Source organism: Streptomyces sp. DSM 41931 (assembly GCF_050271085.1).
In the GTDB taxonomy this organism is placed as follows: Bacteria; Actinomycetota; Actinomycetes; order Streptomycetales; family Streptomycetaceae; genus Streptomyces; species Streptomyces albogriseolus.
In genome coordinates, this window is record NZ_CP189902.1 from 6,895,136 (window position 1) to 6,910,787 (window position 15,652).

Genomic DNA, 15,652 nt, shown 5'->3' on the forward strand with positions numbered 1-15,652 from the left:
GAGGCACCCTCCCGCACGCAGAAGTTGCTTTCAAGTTATTGACAGATTGCGCCGCTGCTACAAGTCTTCGTCCAGCGGTGGGAACGTGCCCACCCAGAGTTGGGCACGTTCCCACCTCGATCAAGAGCCGCTGTAGTCATCGCAGAACTCGTCACTCCGATGTGTCAGCGCCGTCGCTAGGAGGAGATCCATGGGCACTCTCGGTTCGTTGCGCAGAAGGGCGGTGGCGACAGCCGCGGCCGTCGGCGCGCTCTCGCTCGTCGTCGGCTGCAGCGGCGACAGCGACTCGGTCACCGGTGGCAGCAAGGACGGCGACAAGGTCACCATCACCATGGGCCTGTTCGGCGTCATGGGGATCAAGGAGACCGGCCTGCTGGAGGAGTACGAGAAGCAGAACCCCGGCGTCACGATCAAGGCCGAGATAGCCGGTGACGAGCAGACCTACTACACCGCGCTGCAGACCAAGCTCGCCGCCGGCAAGGGCCTGAAGGACATCCAGGGCATCGAGATCGGCCGGGCCAAGGAGATCACCGAGACCCGGGCGGACATGTTCGCCGACTTCGCGGGCGTGGCGGGCACCGACCACTTCCTGCCCTGGAAGCAGTCGCAGATCACCACCAAGGACGGCAAGGTGCTGGGACTCGGCACCGACATCGGCCCGATGGCCGTCTGTTACCGCAAGGACTACTTCGAGAAGGCGGGCCTGCCCACCGACCGCGAAGAGGTCGGCAAGCTGTGGGAAGGCGACTGGAAGAAGTACGTCGAGGTCGGCCGCACCTTCAAGAAGGACTTCAAGGGCGGTGACGTCGCCTACACCGACTCGGCCAGCGGCCTGTTCAACGCCATGGTCTACGGCTACCCCGAGCAGTACTACAACGAGCAGGGCGAGCTGATCTACGACAAGAACCCGGCCGTCAAGGAGGCCTGGGCGCTGGCGTCGGACGCGGCGGAGGAGGACCTGACCGCCAAGCTCCGCCAGTTCCAGCCCGGCTGGGACCCCGGTCTGTCCAACGGCACGTTCGCGACCGCCGTGTGCCCGGCCTGGATGCTGAGCCACATCAGCGAGAAGGCCGGTCCCGCCAACAAGGGCAAGTGGGACGTCGCCCGCGCCCCGAAGGGCGCCAACTGGGGCGGTTCCTTCCTGGGCGTGATCGAGGAGAGCCCGGTGAAGGAGGAGGCGCAGAAGCTCGTCGCGTGGCTGACCGCGCCCGAGCAGCAGGCCCGCATCTTCAAGGACCTCGGCAACATCCCGTCCTCGCAGAAGGCCCTCGAGGACCCGTCCGTGAAGGCCGTGAAGAACGACTACTTCAGCGGCGCGCCCCTCGGTGAGATCTTCGGCGCCGCGGCCCAGGACATCCCGGACAAGCAGGTCCTCGGCCGCAAGGACGGCACGATCAAGGACACCTTCTCCCAGGGCCTGGCCCTGGTCGAGCAGGGGACGCCGCGTGACGAGGCCTGGAAGACCACCTCGGAGCGCATCGAGAAGGCGGTCCGCTGACCGCAGTTCCAGCGGCCGTCCCGGGCCCGCCCGCCTTCGGGCGCGGGCCCGGGACGGCTCCCCATCCGCTCTCAGGAAGGAAGTCCGGTGGCCACCTCCACCACCAAGGCCCTGGCCGGCGAGGAGCCGCCGGGCCCGTCCCGCGCCGGGGACGGCAAGGAGACCTCACGGCGGCGCGGCGCCTGGCTGCACCGCCTCGACGTCAAAGGCGCGCCGTACGCGTTCGTCGCCCCGTTCTTCGTGGTCTTCGCCGCGTTCAGCTTCTACCCGCTCGTCTACACCTCGTGGATCTCCCTGCACGACGTGGAACTGGCCACGCTCGACGTCATGGAGTGGGTGGCGTTCGACAACTACGTCGACCTGTGGGGTGATTCGCGGTTCTGGAACGCCACGCAGAACACCATCACCATCGGCATCATCTCCACGGTGCCGCAGCTGGCGATGGCCCTCGGCCTGGCGCACCTGCTCAACTACCGCATGCGCGCCTCGCTGTTCTTCCGCGTGGCCTCGCTGGTCCCGTACGCCACCTCGGTGGCCGCCGCCGCGCTCGTCTTCACCATGATCTTCGAGCGTGACTTCGGCATGATCAACTGGGCGCTCGGCTCCGTCGGCATCGACCCGGTGAACTGGGAGGCCGAGAAGTGGCCGTCCCAGGTCGCGATCTCCACGATCGTCATCTGGCGCTGGACCGGCTACAACGCCCTGCTCTACCTGGCCGCGATGCAGGCCATCCCCGCCGACCGCTACGAGGCCGCCTCCCTGGACGGCGCCTCCCGCTGGCAGCAGTTCACACACGTCACCGTGCCCGGCATCCGCTCCACCATCGTCTTCACCATCGTGCTCTCCACGATCGGCGCCACCCAGCTGTTCGGTGAGCCGCTGATCTTCGGCCAGGGCCCCAACGGCGTCACCGGCGGCGCGGACAACCAGTACCAGACGCTCGGTCTGCTGCTGTACGAGGAGGGCTGGAAGAACTACCAGATGGGCCGCTCGGCGACCGTCGCCTGGGCGATGTTCATGCTGCTGGTCCTCGCCTTCCTGGCGCACCGACTGATCAAGCGCCTGCGCTCCCGTACGTCCTGACCTGGAGACGCCATGACCATCCACAGCCTCCCGGCCCGGACGGACGCCCCGGACCGGACCGAAACCGGAAAGCCGGCCCGCCGCGGCGGCGGACGCCGTCTGCTGCGCGAACGCGCCGGGCGCACCCACCACGCGGGACCGCTCGCCTACGTCCTGCTCGCCATCATGGCGATCCTGTCCATCTTCCCGCTGTACTGGACGATGGTGGCCGCGTCCACCGACAACACCCGGGTCAGCCAGACCCCGCCGCCGTTCCTGCCAGGACCCAACCTGTTCAGCAACCTCGCCCGCGCCTGGGACGAGGCGGCCATGGGCAAGGCCATGATCAACAGCACGATCGTGGCTGGGGTGATCGCCCTGTCCACCGTGTTCTTCGCGACGCTCGCCGGGTTCGCCTTCGCCAAACTGCGCTTCAAGGGCCGCAACATCCTGCTCATGCTGGTGATCGGCACCATGATGGTGCCGCCGCAGCTCGGCGTCGTCCCGCTGTTCATGATGATGTCGGAACTCGGCTGGTCGCAGCAGTTGCCCGCCGTCATCTTCCCCACCCTGGTCAGCGCCGTCGGTGTGTTCTTCATGCGGCAGTACCTCTCCGAGGCGCTGCCCGACGAACTCGTCGAGGCCGGACGGGTCGACGGGGCGCACTCGCTGCGCATCTTCTGGAGCATCGTGCTGCCCGTGGCGCGGCCCGCCATGGCCGTCCTGTTCATGATCACGTTCGTGCACGCCTGGAACGACTTCTTCTGGCCGTTCGTGGTGCTCGACATGACCAACCCGACCGTCCCCGTCGCCCTCACCCAGCTCAGCGCGGGCTACGTGCGCGACCAGTCGCTCATCATGGCCGGCGCGCTGCTCGGCACCCTGCCGCTGCTGGCGATGTTCCTCGTCTTCGGCCGTCAGATCGTCAGCGGCATCATGGCCGGCGCCGTCAAGGGCTGACCGCCCTCCGCAGCCCCGAACCGACACCCCCACCGGGCCGGCCCGCGCACCCCGCGGGCGACGCCCATCACCCCGAAAGGACTTACGTGGTCACCGCAGCACAGCAGACCGCGTCCGCCCCGGACGCCGCCCGCACCTTCCCCAAGGGCTTCCTCTGGGGTTCGGCCACCGCCTCCTACCAGATCGAGGGCGCCGCCGCCGAGGACGGACGCACCCCGTCCATCTGGGACACCTACGCCCGCACCCCGGGCCGGGTCCGCAACGGCGACACCGGTGACATCGCCACCGACCACTACCACCGCTGGCGCGAGGACGTCGCCCTCATGACCGAACTGGGCCTCGGCGCCTACCGGTTCTCCCTCGCCTGGCCCCGCATCCAGCCCACCGGACGCGGCCCCGCCGTCCAGAAGGGCCTCGACTTCTACCGCCGTCTGACCGACGAGCTGCTGGAGAAGGGCATCCAGCCCGTCGCCACCCTCTACCACTGGGACCTGCCCCAGGAGCTGGAGGACGCCGGCGGCTGGCCCGAGCGCGCCACCGCCGAACGCTTCGCCGAGTACGCCGCCCTCGCCGCGGACGCCCTCGGCGACCGTGTGAAGACGTGGACCACGCTCAACGAGCCCTGGTGCAGCGCCTTCCTCGGCTACGGCTCCGGCGTGCACGCCCCCGGACGCACCGACCCGGTCGCCGCCCTGCGCGCCGCCCACCACCTCAACCTCGGTCACGGACTGGCCGTCCAGGCCCTGCGCGACCGCCTTCCGGCCGCCGCCCAGTGCTCGGTCACCCTCAACATCCACCACGTCCGCCCGCTCACCGCCACCGAGGGCGACGCGGACGCGGTCCGCCGCATCGACGCACTGGCCAACCGCGTCTTCACCGGCCCGATGCTGGAGGGCGCCTACCCGGAGGACCTTCTCAAGGACACCGCCGGCCTGACCGACTGGTCCTTCGTGAAGGACGGCGACCTGGAGCAGATCAACCAGCCGCTCGACTTCCTCGGTGTCAACTACTACACGCCCACGGTCGTCTCCGAGACCGACGGCAGCGGCACCCACACCTCCGACGGCCACGGCAACAGCCCGCACAGCCCCTGGCCGGCCGCCGACAAGGTCGCCTTCCACCAGCCGCCCGGTGAGCGCACCGCCATGGGCTGGGCCGTCGACGCCACCGGCCTGTACGACCTGCTGCGCCGGCTGTCGCACGACTTCCCGAAGCTGCCGCTGGTCATCACCGAGAACGGCGCCGCCTTCGACGACTACGCCGACCCGTCCGGCAACGTCAACGACCCCGCCCGCATCGCCTACGTCCGCGACCACCTGGCCGCCGTCCACCGCGCCATCCTCGACGGCTCCGACGTCCGCGGCTACTTCCTGTGGTCCCTGCTCGACAACTTCGAGTGGGCGCACGGCTACAGCAAGCGGTTCGGCGCGGTGTACGTCGACTACCCGACGGGCAGGCGCATCCCGAAGGCCAGTGCGCGCTGGTACGCGGAGATCGCCCGCACGGGCGTCCTTCCCGCGGCCTGACCCCAGCTCCGCGAGTCCGACTCCCTGCCCGTGGGGGGACAGGGAGTCGGGCTCGCGGGTCTCATCTCCTGCCGGAGCGGCTTCGGAGGGTCCCGACACCGTCGCCGTCGAGCTCGTCGCAGCAGGCCGCGCGCCCGGTCATCGCCATGACGAGGTCGATGGTCCGCCCCGACACCAGGGGCCCGTCCCCGGTGGCGAACGGCCCGTCGCCCGCGACGAGCCGCAGCCCGCCGATCCGCCCCTTCGCGACGACCACGAGGTCCGTGCCCCGGTAGTACCCGGCCACGGCGGTCACGGTCTCCACCGGGTACTCCCGCCGTATGCCGAGCGGCCGCCGGATGTCCTCCCCGTGCACGACGGTCTCGCCGAGCATGGCGAGGGCGGGCAGCGGAGGCTTGGTGGTGCTCGACACGGTGTTCCTGAAGCGGGCGAGGGTGCCGTCCGGCCCTGAACCGAGCTGCTCGGCCAGGCGCATGGCGACCTGCTTGTCGAAGTCGAACCGGCACCGGACGACGCCCGCGAGCCACCTGACGGTGCTGAGACTCGCCCCCGCGGTGAGATGCGCGAGCACCTCACGCACGGTGAGCCCGTCGCAGAGCGAGGGCGTGGCCCACTGGCCGGGACTCAGCCCCGCGAGATCGTCGGCGAGCGCGGCCCGCTCGGCACGGATCATGGACCACACCGTGGGGTCGGGAAGAGTCGTCATGGGGGAGGGGCTCCTGTCTGCGGGGCGGCTGAGGCGCGTGTGTCTGCGGCGGATGACTCCCGCCCCGCACGGAACTCATCGCCGGGAACGCGGCAGACTGCGGGGCATGGACGTCGTGGCGCTGCTGAAGTCGGCCTCTCTTCTGGTTCCCGAGGCGACCGCGACCGCAGCCGCGGCGGAGGAGCTGCGGCTGGAGCGAAGCGCGGCGTGGTGCCACTGGCGGGAGGGGGAGACCCGCAACGGTGTCATCCGCGCCGACCTCACCCTGCGCGCGCCGTCCGACGGCGGCCGCCGGTCACCGGCGGACGGCGCCGGGGTCCTGCGCCCGATGTGGAACATCGGCAACAGCACACCGGCCGGCGAACCGGAGCACAACATCGCCTGCATCTGGGTGGAGGACGCTCCCGCCTTGGAACCTGGCGGCCGGGCAACGGTGCGGCTGGCCCCGTTGACGCCTCGGAGCTGGCGTCACCTGGAACCTGGCCAGGTGATCACCATGCACGAGACCCGCACGGTGGCCGGGACGGCGGTCGTCCTTCAGGCGGACTTCCGCCACACGGAGATGTGCTTCGGGGAGTCCTGAGTGAACGGTGCGCCGTCCCAGTCCGCGACGCGGCGTTCCCGTTCCAGGCCGGCGATGCGGGCCATGAGGTCGAGTTCCGCCGGCCAGGCGTAGCGGTGGCGGGAGGCGCCGCGGCGGTAGCGGCCGTCCTCGCCGTCGCGGGTGAAGTGGTGCGAGACGAGGATCTGCTCGACGGGGTCGATGGTGTCGAACCCCAGATGCCGCTCGGACACGTCGAACGGCACCGCGACCTGCCCGGGCGGCAGGAACCGCAGCGGCGGCACGCCCAGTTCGACGACGAAGCGGCCCCCGGGCCGCAGATGACGCGCGGCGTTGCGGAAGCACTCGACCTGCTCGTCCTGCGTGAGCAGGTTCGAGACCGTGTTGTAGACGAGGTACACCAGGGCGAACTCACCCGGCACGACGGTGGTCGCCATGTCGCCGATGACCACCGGCAGCGTGTCCTCGTCGACCTTGCGGCGCAACACCGCCGCCATGTGCTCGGACAGCTCGATGCCCGTCACCGGCACACCGCGTTCCCGCAGCGGCACCCCCACGCGCCCGGTCCCGATGGCGAACTCCAGCGCCCGGCCGTCCCCGGCGAGCTCGGCGAGGAAGCCGACGGTCGCTCCGAGGACGGGGGCCGAGGTCATCTCGGTCTCCTCGGCGTCATAGCGCTCGGCGGCGTCGCGGCCCCACATCTCACTACTCGTCACGATCGGCCACTGTGCCCCCACCACGAGGCGCTGTCGACCCATTTATCCGGCGGTGGGCGCGCTCGCCCCACCCGATAATGGCCCCGGCCCAACTCCCTAGACAGAAGGGCGGGCAGCCGTGGGCGCACCGCATCCGCTCCTGACGTACCTCCTGGAAGCCGCCGACGGTCGCTTCCCGCCGGTCGACGGCAAGGTGACCGTGCTGCCGCCCCTGGCCGGAGGGCTCGAGTGCTCGGTCGCCTTCACCGGCCACGCCGTCGTCGCCACCGCCCTGAGCGGCCAGGACGTACACGCCCGGGAACCGGACGGCTTCGGTGCGTCGCTCGCGCCGGACTTCCTGCGCCACCTGGCCGGCCCCAAGGGCTGGATCGACGTCATCGACGTGACCCTCACGGCCCGCGGCACGGGCGGCCCGCCGCGCCTGGCGGAGTCGGCCGGCGCGGACGACCATCCGCGCGTACGCCATGCCCGGGACGTGCGGACGAACGTCGAGGTCCACGGCGACGAGCGCGGCCTCGTCACCCTCGCCGACGGGCTCGCCGGACGGCGGGAGCTGAGCATCGATCTCCGCGACGTCCGGGACGGCGGCCGAGGACACGGGCGGTCGCTCATCGCCGACGCCCTGTCCCTGGTCGCGGAGGGCGCCCCGGTCTTCGCCGCCGTCTCCCCCGGCAACGCCCGCTCCCTCCGCGCCTTCCTCGCCTGCGGGTTCACACCGATCGGCAGTGAGGTCCTGCTGCGTCCCGAACGGGCATAGCCCGGTACGCGCCCCCTGTCATGCGGACGTCGCAGGCCGGAGGCCCAGCCACTGCTCCGCGTCCCATGCCCGGAAGCGCTCCACCTCCGTGAAGCCCAGCCTGGCCGCGAGGCGGAGGGAGCGGGCGTTGGCGGTCTGGGTGGCCAGGACCACCGGCTCGCCGGGGAGGACGCCGTCGAGCCAGCCGAGTGCCGCCCCGCACGCCTCCGCCGCGTACCCGTGTCCCCACGCCCGCGGCAGGAACAGATACCCGAGATCGACCTTGCCCACCGCAGCGGGACGCGCATGCTCCCGCGCCCTCCTCAGCAGCACCTGCCCGGCCATCACCCCGTCGAGCTCGACGACGAAGCTCCCCGGCCACCGCTCCGGCACCACCGGCATCTCGCGTTCCAGCTCGTCCCGCGGTCTGGCGCCGCCCAGATAGGTGTGCACCTCCTGCGACGCGTACAGCTCGACGAACCCCGCACGGTCCCGTGCCTCGGCCGCACGCAGCACCAGCCGCCCGGTCCGGATCGGTGCGGGCGGCCAGGGGACGGCTCCCAGATCGTTCATGCCGGCCAGCCAAGCAGCGCGCTCAGCCGCGGACAAGAGTCCACCACCTGGGAGCCCCGTCCCCGGGCGCGGCTTTCCTGGGTGCAGCGCACCCCCCTACGGCGTCACCACGACGCTCTCCCCAGCCGTAGCCTCGAACCATGAGCACGTACGACGACCAGCCCGCCGCCGGGAACGCCCTGGGCGGATTCCTCCGCGCACGGCGTGCCCGGCTGCGCCCCGAGGACATGGGCATCCCCTCCTCGGGGCGCCGCAGGGTGCCCGGTCTGCGCCGTGAGGAGGTCGCCACGCTCGCCGGGGTGAGCACCGACTACTACACGCGCCTGGAACAGGGCCGCGAACGCCATCCGTCCCCGCAGATACTCGACGCCGTCGCACGGGCGCTGCGGCTGGACGACGAAGCGGTGGCCCACCTGTACCGGGTCGCCGGGCCGGCCACCCGCCGCACCCGGCCCGCGCAGCGCACCGAACGCGTCGCGCCCCCTCTGCGGCGGCTGCTCGACGGGTGGAACGACACGCCCGCCTTCGTCCTGGGCCCCTCCCTCGACGTCCTGGCCCGCAACCGGCTCGCGGACGCGCTCTTCGCCGGGTTCACCCACTCCGGCAACCTGCTGCGCATGACGTTCCTGGACCCGGAGGCGCACCGCTTCCACCGCGACTGGGACCGGGCCGCCGAGTCGGCCGTCGCGGCACTGCGGCAGGCCGCCGGCCTCGACCCCGGCCACCGGGGCCTGAGCAGCCTCGTAGGTGAACTGTCCATCAAGAGCCCCGACTTCCGCACCCTGTGGGCGCGCCACGACGTACGCGGCAAGACCGGTGAGGCCAAGCTGCTCCACCACGCCGAGGTCGGCGACCTGGAGCTGCACTACGAGTCGTTCACCGTCAACAGCGCCCCCACCCAGCAGCTCGTCGTCTACCAGGCCGAACCGGGCACCCCCTCCGCCGACGCCCTCACCCTGCTCGGCACTCTCCACGCCGAACCCGCGCCCGCGCCGGGCAGGACACGCTGACCGAGGGCGCGTCGACCTGCCCCGCGCCCGAGCCGGCCGTCACCGGCTCCGGTACTCCCGCGTCGGCTCGGCCACCCTCTCCGGCACCGCGGGCCCGGGCGTCGGGACGACGAAGCTCCGCGACGCGCTCGACTCCCGCGCGGCCGGGCCGGGCCGGGTGTCCGCGGGGGGCTCGGCGGGCTCCGGCGACACCGTGGGGCCCGTCGTGGGGGAGGGGGAGCCGGTCAGGGGCGGCGGCGCCAGCGGGACCGTGGGCGTCACCGGCCGGTCGGAGGTCGTCGCGTTCTGCAGCGGCAGCGCGACGAGCAGGGCCACGGCGCAGGTGAGACCGGCCCCGACCGTCGTACGGACCACCCGTCGCCGCGCCGCACGGCGGCGGATCGTCTCGAACCGGCCGGGCGGCGGGCCGAGGTGGTAGGACGCGGGCCGCAGAAGTTCGGCGAGCGGGTCGTCCGGCTCGAACTCGGGGCCCTCGTCAGCGTGAGTGATCAAGGTTTCTCCTCAGGTGGGCACGGAGCAGCTCCCTGGCCGCGTGAAGATCGGCCTTGATGGTTCCCTCCTTGCGTCCGGTCACCGCGGACACCTCCCGGACCGGCAGGTCAGCGTAGTAGTGCAGCAGGATCGGCACCCGCAGCCGCTCCGGCAGCGCCTGCACCAGCATCCGCACCGACGGGTCGGAGGGTTCCGTGTGCGGGCGCACGGCCGCCTCGGTGCCGACCCGGCGCACGGTCCTGCGTTCGCGGTCGAGTCTGCGCCAGTGGTCGCGCACCAGGTTGGCCGCGGTGACATACAGGAAGGCCCGTGGTTCCGTCACGGACGTCCAGCGCGACCACAGCCGGGTGAACGCCTCGGAGGCGATCTCGTGGGCCGTCTCGTCGTCGTCGACGAGACGGCGGCACCAGCCGGCGAGGCGCGGGTAGAGGGCAGCGAAGAGCTCGGACGCTGCCTGCTCGCGGGACCGTTTCAATGCTCTCCATGGTCGGGGCGGCCCCGGTGACGGGGTGCCGCTCGCGGACGGGATGACAGGGCGTCGGACATCGCGTGACGACCGGATGCCGGGCCGCCGTGGCGGCGGCCCGGCACGGGGTGCGGATCAGGGGGCGGTGGCGCGGAGCGCCGCGAAGACGATCACGTTGTCGCGGTACTCGCCGTCCTCCAGCGGACCCCCGCACGTGATGAGCCGCAGCTCCGGCCGTGCGGTGTCGCCGTAGACGTCCTCCGTGGGGAAGCCGGCCTTGGCGACCGTGCGGACCGAGGTGACGGCGAACTCCGCCGCCGTGCCGTTCTCCAGACGCACCGTGATCCCGTCGTCCCGCCGCAGCCGCGCCAGATGACGGAAGACCCCGTCGCCGTGGGCGCCGACCGTGACATGGCCGAGGATCACCGAGGGACCCGGCCGGCCCGGCGTGGGGGAGTACCGGTACCAGCCGGCCGGGTCGTCCGCCGTGATCGGAGGGACCTCCACCGTGCGGTCCGGGGCCAGCCCCAGCCGTACGACCGGGGTGTCGACCCCGATGGCGGGGATCTCCAGACCCACCGGGACCGAACGCGCCAGGGGACGCGGCCCGGAGACCGGTGACCCCGCCGCGGAGGGCGGCCGGTGCCCCGGCGATTCCCTCACGGCCGGCCCGTCGCCGGCGGAACCGCCGTCCCCGCCGCAGCCCGCGGTCAAGCAGGCCACGGCCACGGCGACGACGGCGCGTCTGGAGAACGGGGTCATGCCCCGGACGCCCGCCGGCGCACGACGAAGACCGCCGCGCCGCCCGCGGCGAGCACCGCGGCGGCGCCCCCGCCGATCAGCAGGCCGTCGCCGCCGGACTGCGCGGCGACCGGCGCGTCACCGGTGTCCGGGGCGCCGCGCGGCACCACGGTGACCCCGTCGGCCTCCTCCGCCGGAGCCGGGGTCGGCTCGGCGGCGCCGGGCTCGGCCGGGACCGGGCTCGGGTCGGTCTCGGCCGCCTGGCCGCCGGAGTCGGCGGGGGCCGCCGTCGTGTCGGGGACGGGGGAGGGGTCGTCGGCGAACGCCGGCATGGCGGTGGCCAGCACGGCGGTGCACGCGAGTGCCGCTGCGCTCAGGACGTTTCGGCGCATGGAACGCTCTCTTTCCTGGGTCCGCCCGCACGGTCGCCCGGCGGGCTGGGGGATGGATCGTGCGAAGAGACGGGGGAGCGGACACCCAGGTTGCAAAGAGAAGGTAAAGCCGCGAACGGCGGTGGTGCGGGGCTCAGTCGAGGATCGCCGTCGCCTCCACCTCGACCAGCACGTCCGGCTCGAAGAGGTGGTCGACGCCGATCAGGGACGACGGCGGGAGCGGCAGCGGCAGCCCGATCTCCTCGGCGACCTCCTCGACCCCCGCCATGAACGGGGCGATCTTCTCGGGCGCCCAGTCGGTGACGTAGAAGGTGAGGCGCAGGACGTCGTCGAAGGAGGCGCCGGCGCCGCGCAGGCCGCGCGCGGTGCCCCGGAGCGCGTGGGCGACCTGCCCTGCGAGGTCCCCCGGGGCGAGCGGAGTGCCGTCGGCGGCGCGGGCGACCTGCCCGCTGACGTGCACGTGACGGGTGCCCGTCCCCACGGCGACGTGCTCGTACGGGGCGGGCTGCAGCATGCCTTCGGGCGTGAAACGACGGACGGTCACGGGGGTCTCCTCGTGTCGAAGCAGTAGGTATACCCTTGATACTTGGTGGCCGAAGGACACTTCAAGGAGACCAGGTATCGTGCCGGAAACCGAAGGCGGCCGCGCGAGCGGCGAGCTGCGGATCGAGAACGCGCACCGCGAGCTGCTCGACCAGGTGCTGGACAAGTGGTCGCTCAGCGTCCTCAACGAACTGTGCGAGCGGCCCTGCCGGTTCAACGACCTGCGCCGCGCCGTCCCCGCGGTCACCCAGAAGTCGCTCACCGCGACCCTGCGCAGGCTCGAACGCAACGGCATCGTCGAGCGGGAGGTCGTCAGCTCGCGCCCCGTCGCCGTGGAGTACCGCATCACGCCGCTCGGCAAGACCATGCGGCGCCCGGTCGACGTGCTCCTGGAGTGGGCCACGACCCACATGCCGGAGATCGAGCGGGCCCGCCGCGCCTTCGACGACCTCGACTGAATCACCGCGGCGGCCCCCGCCGACGGAGCTTGACCTCAACCGAAGTTGAGTTCCTACGTTCGTCCTCGAGAGCCGCGGCAGCAGGCCGCAGCGCCCACGAGGAGGTCTGTCATGGACGAGCGCACGGCCGAGGCGGCCGTTCCCGAGCGCTACCACTACGCGGTCGTGCCGCACATCATGGTCGACGACGCCGCGGCCGCGATCGACTTCTACCGGCGGGCCTTCGGCGCGCGGGAGGACTTCCGGCTGGAGGCGCCGGGCGGGGGAGTGCTGCACGCCGAGATCACCGTGGGGCGGTCGACGCTGATGCTGGGCGACGCGAGCGTGAAGGAGGCGGAGGACGCGTCCTTCACCGCGCCCGCCTTCCTCGGCGGCGGCACCTCCGTCACGCTGCACGTCTTCGTCCCGGACGTCGACGCGCTGGCCGCGCGGGCTCAGGCGGAGGGCGCGGAGATCCTCCAGCCGCCGACGGACATGTTCCACGGGGACCGCACGGTGATCCTCCGCGACCCGTCGGGGCATCTGTGGGTGTTCCTGACTCACATCGAGGACGTGAGCGAGGACGAACTCAGGCGACGCCTGGCAGCCGCCGCCCTGTGACCACGGGGGCGGGTCCGCCGCTCAGGCGGCCGCCTCCTCGACGGTGACGCCCAGCCGCCCGGCGACGGTGGTGAGCGCCGGGCCCAGCAGCAGCCCGACCCGCGCCCGGGCGTGCCGGTCGCCGCGGGTCGGGTCCCGGTTGACGATCAGCACGGGCTTGCCGCTCTCCGCCGCCAGCCGCACGAACCGCAGCCCCGACATCACCGTCAGGGAGGACCCGAGGACCAGCAGGGAGTTCGACTCCCGGACCATGCGCCGGCACAGCTCGACCCGCTCCGGCGGCACCGTCTCCCCGAAGAACACCACGTCCGGCTTGAGGACGCCGCCGCACACCGCGCACGGCACCACGCGGAAGCCGGCGACCTGGTCGTCGGTGAGGTCGGCGTCACCGTCGGGGTTGATCCCCGCGGCCACCGGCGAGAAGCCCGGGTTGGCCGCCTCCAGCCGCTCCGCGAGCTCACGGCGCGGGCTCGTCCGCCCGCACGACAGACAGACCACCCGGTCCAGACTCCCGTGCAGCTCCACAACACCCTCGGTGCCGGCGGCCTGGTGCAGCCCGTCCACGTTCTGGGTGATCACGCCCGGCACCAGGCCGTGGCGGCCGAACGCGGCCACCGCCCGGTGCCCGGCGTTGGGCAGGGCACGGCCGAAGGTCCGCCATCCGAGGTGGCTGCGCGCCCAGTACCGGCGCCGGGCGGCGGCCCCGCCGACGAACTCCTGGAACGTCATGGGGGTGTGCCGGCTCAGACTCCCGCCCTCGCCGCGGTAGTCGGGGATCCCGGACTCCGTGGAGATCCCGGCCCCGCTGAGCACCAGCACACCACCGGCGCGCAGCGCGTCGACGACGGGTTCCAGGTCCGTGGTGGCCGGCGGCAGGTCCTCCGTCGGGGTCCATCTCAAAGTGGGGCGCACGCGCATGCCCACCAGGGTACGGAACCCCTTGCGAACCCCCCGGGGCGATCTCGCGATCCGGTGGCCGGTACCGTCACCCGCCGCGCCGACAGGACCCCGTCCCGCCCCCGTCCCGCAACGCGGCGCCCCGGCCGGGACGGTCACGCCCGGTCCAGCAGCCGCTCCGCCATCGCGCGCGCGTCCCGCAGACAGCGGCCGTCGCCCTCCAGGCCCGCCCGCACCATCGCCCCCTCCAGCAGGAAGGCGATCTGCCGCGCCGTGGCCCGGGCGGTGTCGGGACGGCCGGGCAGCAGCGCCGTGACGTGATCCGCGATCATCCGTTCCACCTCCTCCTTCTGCCCGCGCACCTGCGCCCGCCCCTCGTGCCCGGCGGGCATCTCCGCGGCCGCGTTGAGCAGCCCGCACCCCCGGAAGCCGCCCGTGGGAGGAGAGTCCGCACCGTCGATGTACGTGTCGAAGACAGCCAGTACGCCGTCGCGCGGGTCCGGCTCCGGTCCCACCCGCTCCCGGTACCGCCCCAGCCAGTCCTCGTGCCGGTCGTCCAGGTAGGCCCGCACGAGGTCGGCCTTGGAGGAGAAGTTGTTGTACAGGCTCATCTTGGCCACACCGGCCTCGGCGGTGATGGTGTCGATGCCGGTGGCCGTCACGCCCTCCTGGTAGAAGCGCCGCGCTGCGGCCCGCAGGATCCGCTCCCGCGCCGGCCGTCGCCTCCCCGCCCCGGCCGATTCCGCCGGCTCCCGCCGTCCCGACATGACGCACCCCTCACTGGGTAGACTGGTCTACCTAGTCTACGGGACGCCCCCCGCCGACGTCCCGCCGCCCCGGCCCCCGAGGAGGGCACGATGCCGTTCCTGACCGACCACCTCGTCGTCGACGGAGTACGCCTGGCCTACCGCGACAGCGGAAGCGGCGAGCCGGTCGTCTTCCTCCACGGCACGCCCTCCCACTCCTACGAGTGGCGCGACGTCGTCCCCCACATCGAGGCGGACGGCCACCGCGTCATCGCGTACGACCTGCTGGGCTACGGCCTCTCCGAACGCCCCGCGCACCGGGACACCTCGGTCGCCGGCCAGACCGACCTGCTCGGGCACCTCCTCGACGCCCTCGGCGTCGACCGGGTGAGCCTGGTGGCGCACGACATCGGCGGCGCCGTCGCCCTGCGCTTCGCCCTCGCCCACCCCGGCCGGGTACGCCGTCTGATGATCATGGACTCGGTGAGTTACGACTCCTGGCCCTCGCCCACCTGGCGCCGGATCATCGACGAGGAGCTGGACACGCACGCGGCCCTGCCGCAGGACGAGTTCGACGCCCTGCTGACCCGTCAGCTCGCCATGACGGTCACCGACGCGTCGCGGATGACCGGTGACGTCCTGCGCGCGTACCTCGCGCCCCACGCGTCGCGGCTCGGCCGCACCTCCTTCTTCGAGCACCAGGTGCGCCACTACGACGCGCGCTACACCCAGGAGATCGCCGGCCGGCTCGGGCAGCTCACCCTGCCCGTGCGCATCCTGTGGGGCGCGGAGGACCAGTGGCAGCCCGTCCACTACGCCGAGCGCCTGCGGGACGACATCCCCGGCGCCGAACTCGTCGTCGTACCCGGCGCCGGGCACTTCCTCATGGAGGACGCGCCCGAGCGCGTCGTCCACGAGATCCGCGATTTCCTGGCCCGGGCCGAAGCCCCGGCCTAGGCAGCGGCCGA

Annotated in this window: 20 protein-coding genes; 10 read left to right on the plus strand and 10 right to left on the minus strand. The window is 72.4% G+C overall.

Annotated features, from left to right (window positions below; genetic code table 11):
- The first annotated feature begins 190 nt into the window (after positions 1 to 190).
- From ACP7TJ_RS31365 to ACP7TJ_RS31380, 4 genes are all read left to right on the plus strand, one after another.
- On the plus strand, positions 191 to 1,498 hold the full coding sequence (locus tag ACP7TJ_RS31365; protein WP_167741637.1) for an ABC transporter substrate-binding protein: 1,308 nt from the start codon (positions 191 to 193) through the stop codon (positions 1,496 to 1,498).
- A gap of 87 nt (positions 1,499 to 1,585) precedes the next feature.
- Positions 1,586 to 2,581: a carbohydrate ABC transporter permease gene (locus ACP7TJ_RS31370; RefSeq protein ID WP_193457144.1), complete on the plus strand. Its 996-nt coding sequence runs from the start codon at positions 1,586 to 1,588 to the stop codon at positions 2,579 to 2,581.
- Positions 2,582 to 2,593: 12 nt separating this feature from the next.
- Positions 2,594 to 3,520 (plus strand): carbohydrate ABC transporter permease, encoded by a 927-nt coding sequence (locus ACP7TJ_RS31375; RefSeq protein WP_167741639.1) that lies wholly within the window; start codon positions 2,594 to 2,596, stop codon positions 3,518 to 3,520.
- Between the two features lie 86 nt (positions 3,521 to 3,606).
- Positions 3,607 to 5,046, plus strand: a complete 1,440-nt coding sequence (locus ACP7TJ_RS31380; protein WP_367474318.1) for a GH1 family beta-glucosidase — start codon at positions 3,607 to 3,609, stop codon at positions 5,044 to 5,046.
- Positions 5,047 to 5,107: 61 nt separating this feature from the next.
- Here ACP7TJ_RS31380 and ACP7TJ_RS31385 read toward each other — a convergent pair whose 3' ends face one another.
- A complete protein-coding gene (locus tag ACP7TJ_RS31385; protein WP_387582706.1) occupies positions 5,108 to 5,752 on the minus strand; it encodes a maleylpyruvate isomerase family mycothiol-dependent enzyme in 645 nt (214 codons plus the stop codon).
- A gap of 106 nt (positions 5,753 to 5,858) precedes the next feature.
- On the opposite strand from ACP7TJ_RS31385, the gene ACP7TJ_RS31390 reads away from it, so the two are divergent.
- Positions 5,859 to 6,335, plus strand: coding sequence for a hypothetical protein (locus ACP7TJ_RS31390; protein ID WP_401405617.1), 477 nt, complete (start codon positions 5,859 to 5,861; stop codon positions 6,333 to 6,335).
- Here ACP7TJ_RS31390 and ACP7TJ_RS31395 read toward each other — a convergent pair.
- Positions 6,290 to 7,030, minus strand: coding sequence for a class I SAM-dependent DNA methyltransferase (locus ACP7TJ_RS31395; protein WP_189910825.1), 741 nt, complete (start codon positions 7,028 to 7,030; stop codon positions 6,290 to 6,292). The genes ACP7TJ_RS31390 and ACP7TJ_RS31395 overlap by 46 nt on opposite strands.
- A 118-nt stretch (positions 7,031 to 7,148) precedes the next feature.
- Between ACP7TJ_RS31395 and ACP7TJ_RS31400 the strand changes: the two genes are divergently transcribed.
- On the plus strand, positions 7,149 to 7,787 hold the full coding sequence (locus ACP7TJ_RS31400) for a hypothetical protein (RefSeq protein WP_427767058.1): 639 nt from the start codon (positions 7,149 to 7,151) through the stop codon (positions 7,785 to 7,787).
- 18 nt (positions 7,788 to 7,805) lie between these two features.
- Here the strand turns inward: ACP7TJ_RS31400 and ACP7TJ_RS31405 are convergent, their stop codons facing one another.
- Positions 7,806 to 8,339, minus strand: coding sequence for a GNAT family N-acetyltransferase (locus ACP7TJ_RS31405; RefSeq protein WP_367494568.1), 534 nt, complete (start codon positions 8,337 to 8,339; stop codon positions 7,806 to 7,808).
- A 140-nt stretch (positions 8,340 to 8,479) separates the two neighbouring features.
- Between ACP7TJ_RS31405 and ACP7TJ_RS31410 the strand changes: the two genes are divergently transcribed.
- Positions 8,480 to 9,349 carry a helix-turn-helix transcriptional regulator gene (locus tag ACP7TJ_RS31410; RefSeq protein ID WP_427767061.1) on the plus strand — a complete coding sequence of 290 codons (870 nt, stop codon included), beginning with the start codon at positions 8,480 to 8,482 and terminating at the stop codon, positions 9,347 to 9,349.
- Positions 9,350 to 9,388: 39 nt separating this feature from the next.
- Here ACP7TJ_RS31410 and ACP7TJ_RS31415 read toward each other — a convergent pair whose 3' ends face one another.
- The 5 genes from ACP7TJ_RS31415 to ACP7TJ_RS31435 form a co-directional block, all read right to left on the minus strand.
- Positions 9,389 to 9,841: a hypothetical protein gene (locus ACP7TJ_RS31415; RefSeq protein WP_167741647.1), complete on the minus strand. Its 453-nt coding sequence runs from the start codon at positions 9,839 to 9,841 to the stop codon at positions 9,389 to 9,391.
- Positions 9,825 to 10,316 carry an RNA polymerase sigma factor gene (locus ACP7TJ_RS31420; protein ID WP_093768828.1) on the minus strand — a complete coding sequence of 164 codons (492 nt, stop codon included), beginning with the start codon at positions 10,314 to 10,316 and terminating at the stop codon, positions 9,825 to 9,827. Before ACP7TJ_RS31420 ends, ACP7TJ_RS31415 begins: the two co-directional genes overlap by 17 nt.
- A 126-nt stretch (positions 10,317 to 10,442) precedes the next feature.
- Positions 10,443 to 11,069 (minus strand): class F sortase, encoded by a 627-nt coding sequence (locus tag ACP7TJ_RS31425; RefSeq protein WP_093768829.1) that lies wholly within the window; start codon positions 11,067 to 11,069, stop codon positions 10,443 to 10,445.
- A complete protein-coding gene (locus ACP7TJ_RS31430) occupies positions 11,066 to 11,440 on the minus strand; it encodes a hypothetical protein (protein WP_093768830.1) in 375 nt (124 codons plus the stop codon). The genes ACP7TJ_RS31425 and ACP7TJ_RS31430 overlap by 4 nt, the downstream gene beginning before the upstream one ends.
- Before the next feature lie 133 nt (positions 11,441 to 11,573).
- Positions 11,574 to 11,984: a Rid family hydrolase gene (locus ACP7TJ_RS31435; protein WP_427767066.1), complete on the minus strand. Its 411-nt coding sequence runs from the start codon at positions 11,982 to 11,984 to the stop codon at positions 11,574 to 11,576.
- Between the two features lie 79 nt (positions 11,985 to 12,063).
- Between ACP7TJ_RS31435 and ACP7TJ_RS31440 the strand changes: the two genes are divergently transcribed.
- Positions 12,064 to 12,441, plus strand: a complete 378-nt coding sequence (locus ACP7TJ_RS31440) for a winged helix-turn-helix transcriptional regulator (RefSeq protein ID WP_093768832.1) — start codon at positions 12,064 to 12,066, stop codon at positions 12,439 to 12,441.
- Positions 12,442 to 12,552: 111 nt separating this feature from the next.
- Complete coding sequence (locus tag ACP7TJ_RS31445) at positions 12,553 to 13,041, plus strand: VOC family protein (RefSeq protein ID WP_189910820.1); 489 nt, start codon at positions 12,553 to 12,555, stop codon at positions 13,039 to 13,041.
- A 21-nt stretch (positions 13,042 to 13,062) separates the two neighbouring features.
- Here the strand turns inward: ACP7TJ_RS31445 and ACP7TJ_RS31450 are convergent, their stop codons facing one another.
- Together ACP7TJ_RS31450 and ACP7TJ_RS31455 are read right to left on the minus strand one after the other, a co-directional pair.
- Complete coding sequence (locus ACP7TJ_RS31450; protein ID WP_427767070.1) at positions 13,063 to 13,959, minus strand: NAD-dependent protein deacetylase; 897 nt, start codon at positions 13,957 to 13,959, stop codon at positions 13,063 to 13,065.
- Between the two features lie 134 nt (positions 13,960 to 14,093).
- The gene (locus tag ACP7TJ_RS31455) at positions 14,094 to 14,705 is read right to left on the minus strand and encodes a TetR/AcrR family transcriptional regulator (protein WP_167741649.1); all 612 of its coding nucleotides are present in this window, start codon (positions 14,703 to 14,705) and stop codon (positions 14,094 to 14,096) included.
- A 90-nt stretch (positions 14,706 to 14,795) separates the two neighbouring features.
- On the opposite strand from ACP7TJ_RS31455, the gene ACP7TJ_RS31460 reads away from it, so the two are divergent.
- Positions 14,796 to 15,641: an alpha/beta fold hydrolase gene (locus ACP7TJ_RS31460; RefSeq protein WP_427767074.1), complete on the plus strand. Its 846-nt coding sequence runs from the start codon at positions 14,796 to 14,798 to the stop codon at positions 15,639 to 15,641.
- Positions 15,642 to 15,652: the final 11 nt, after the last annotated feature.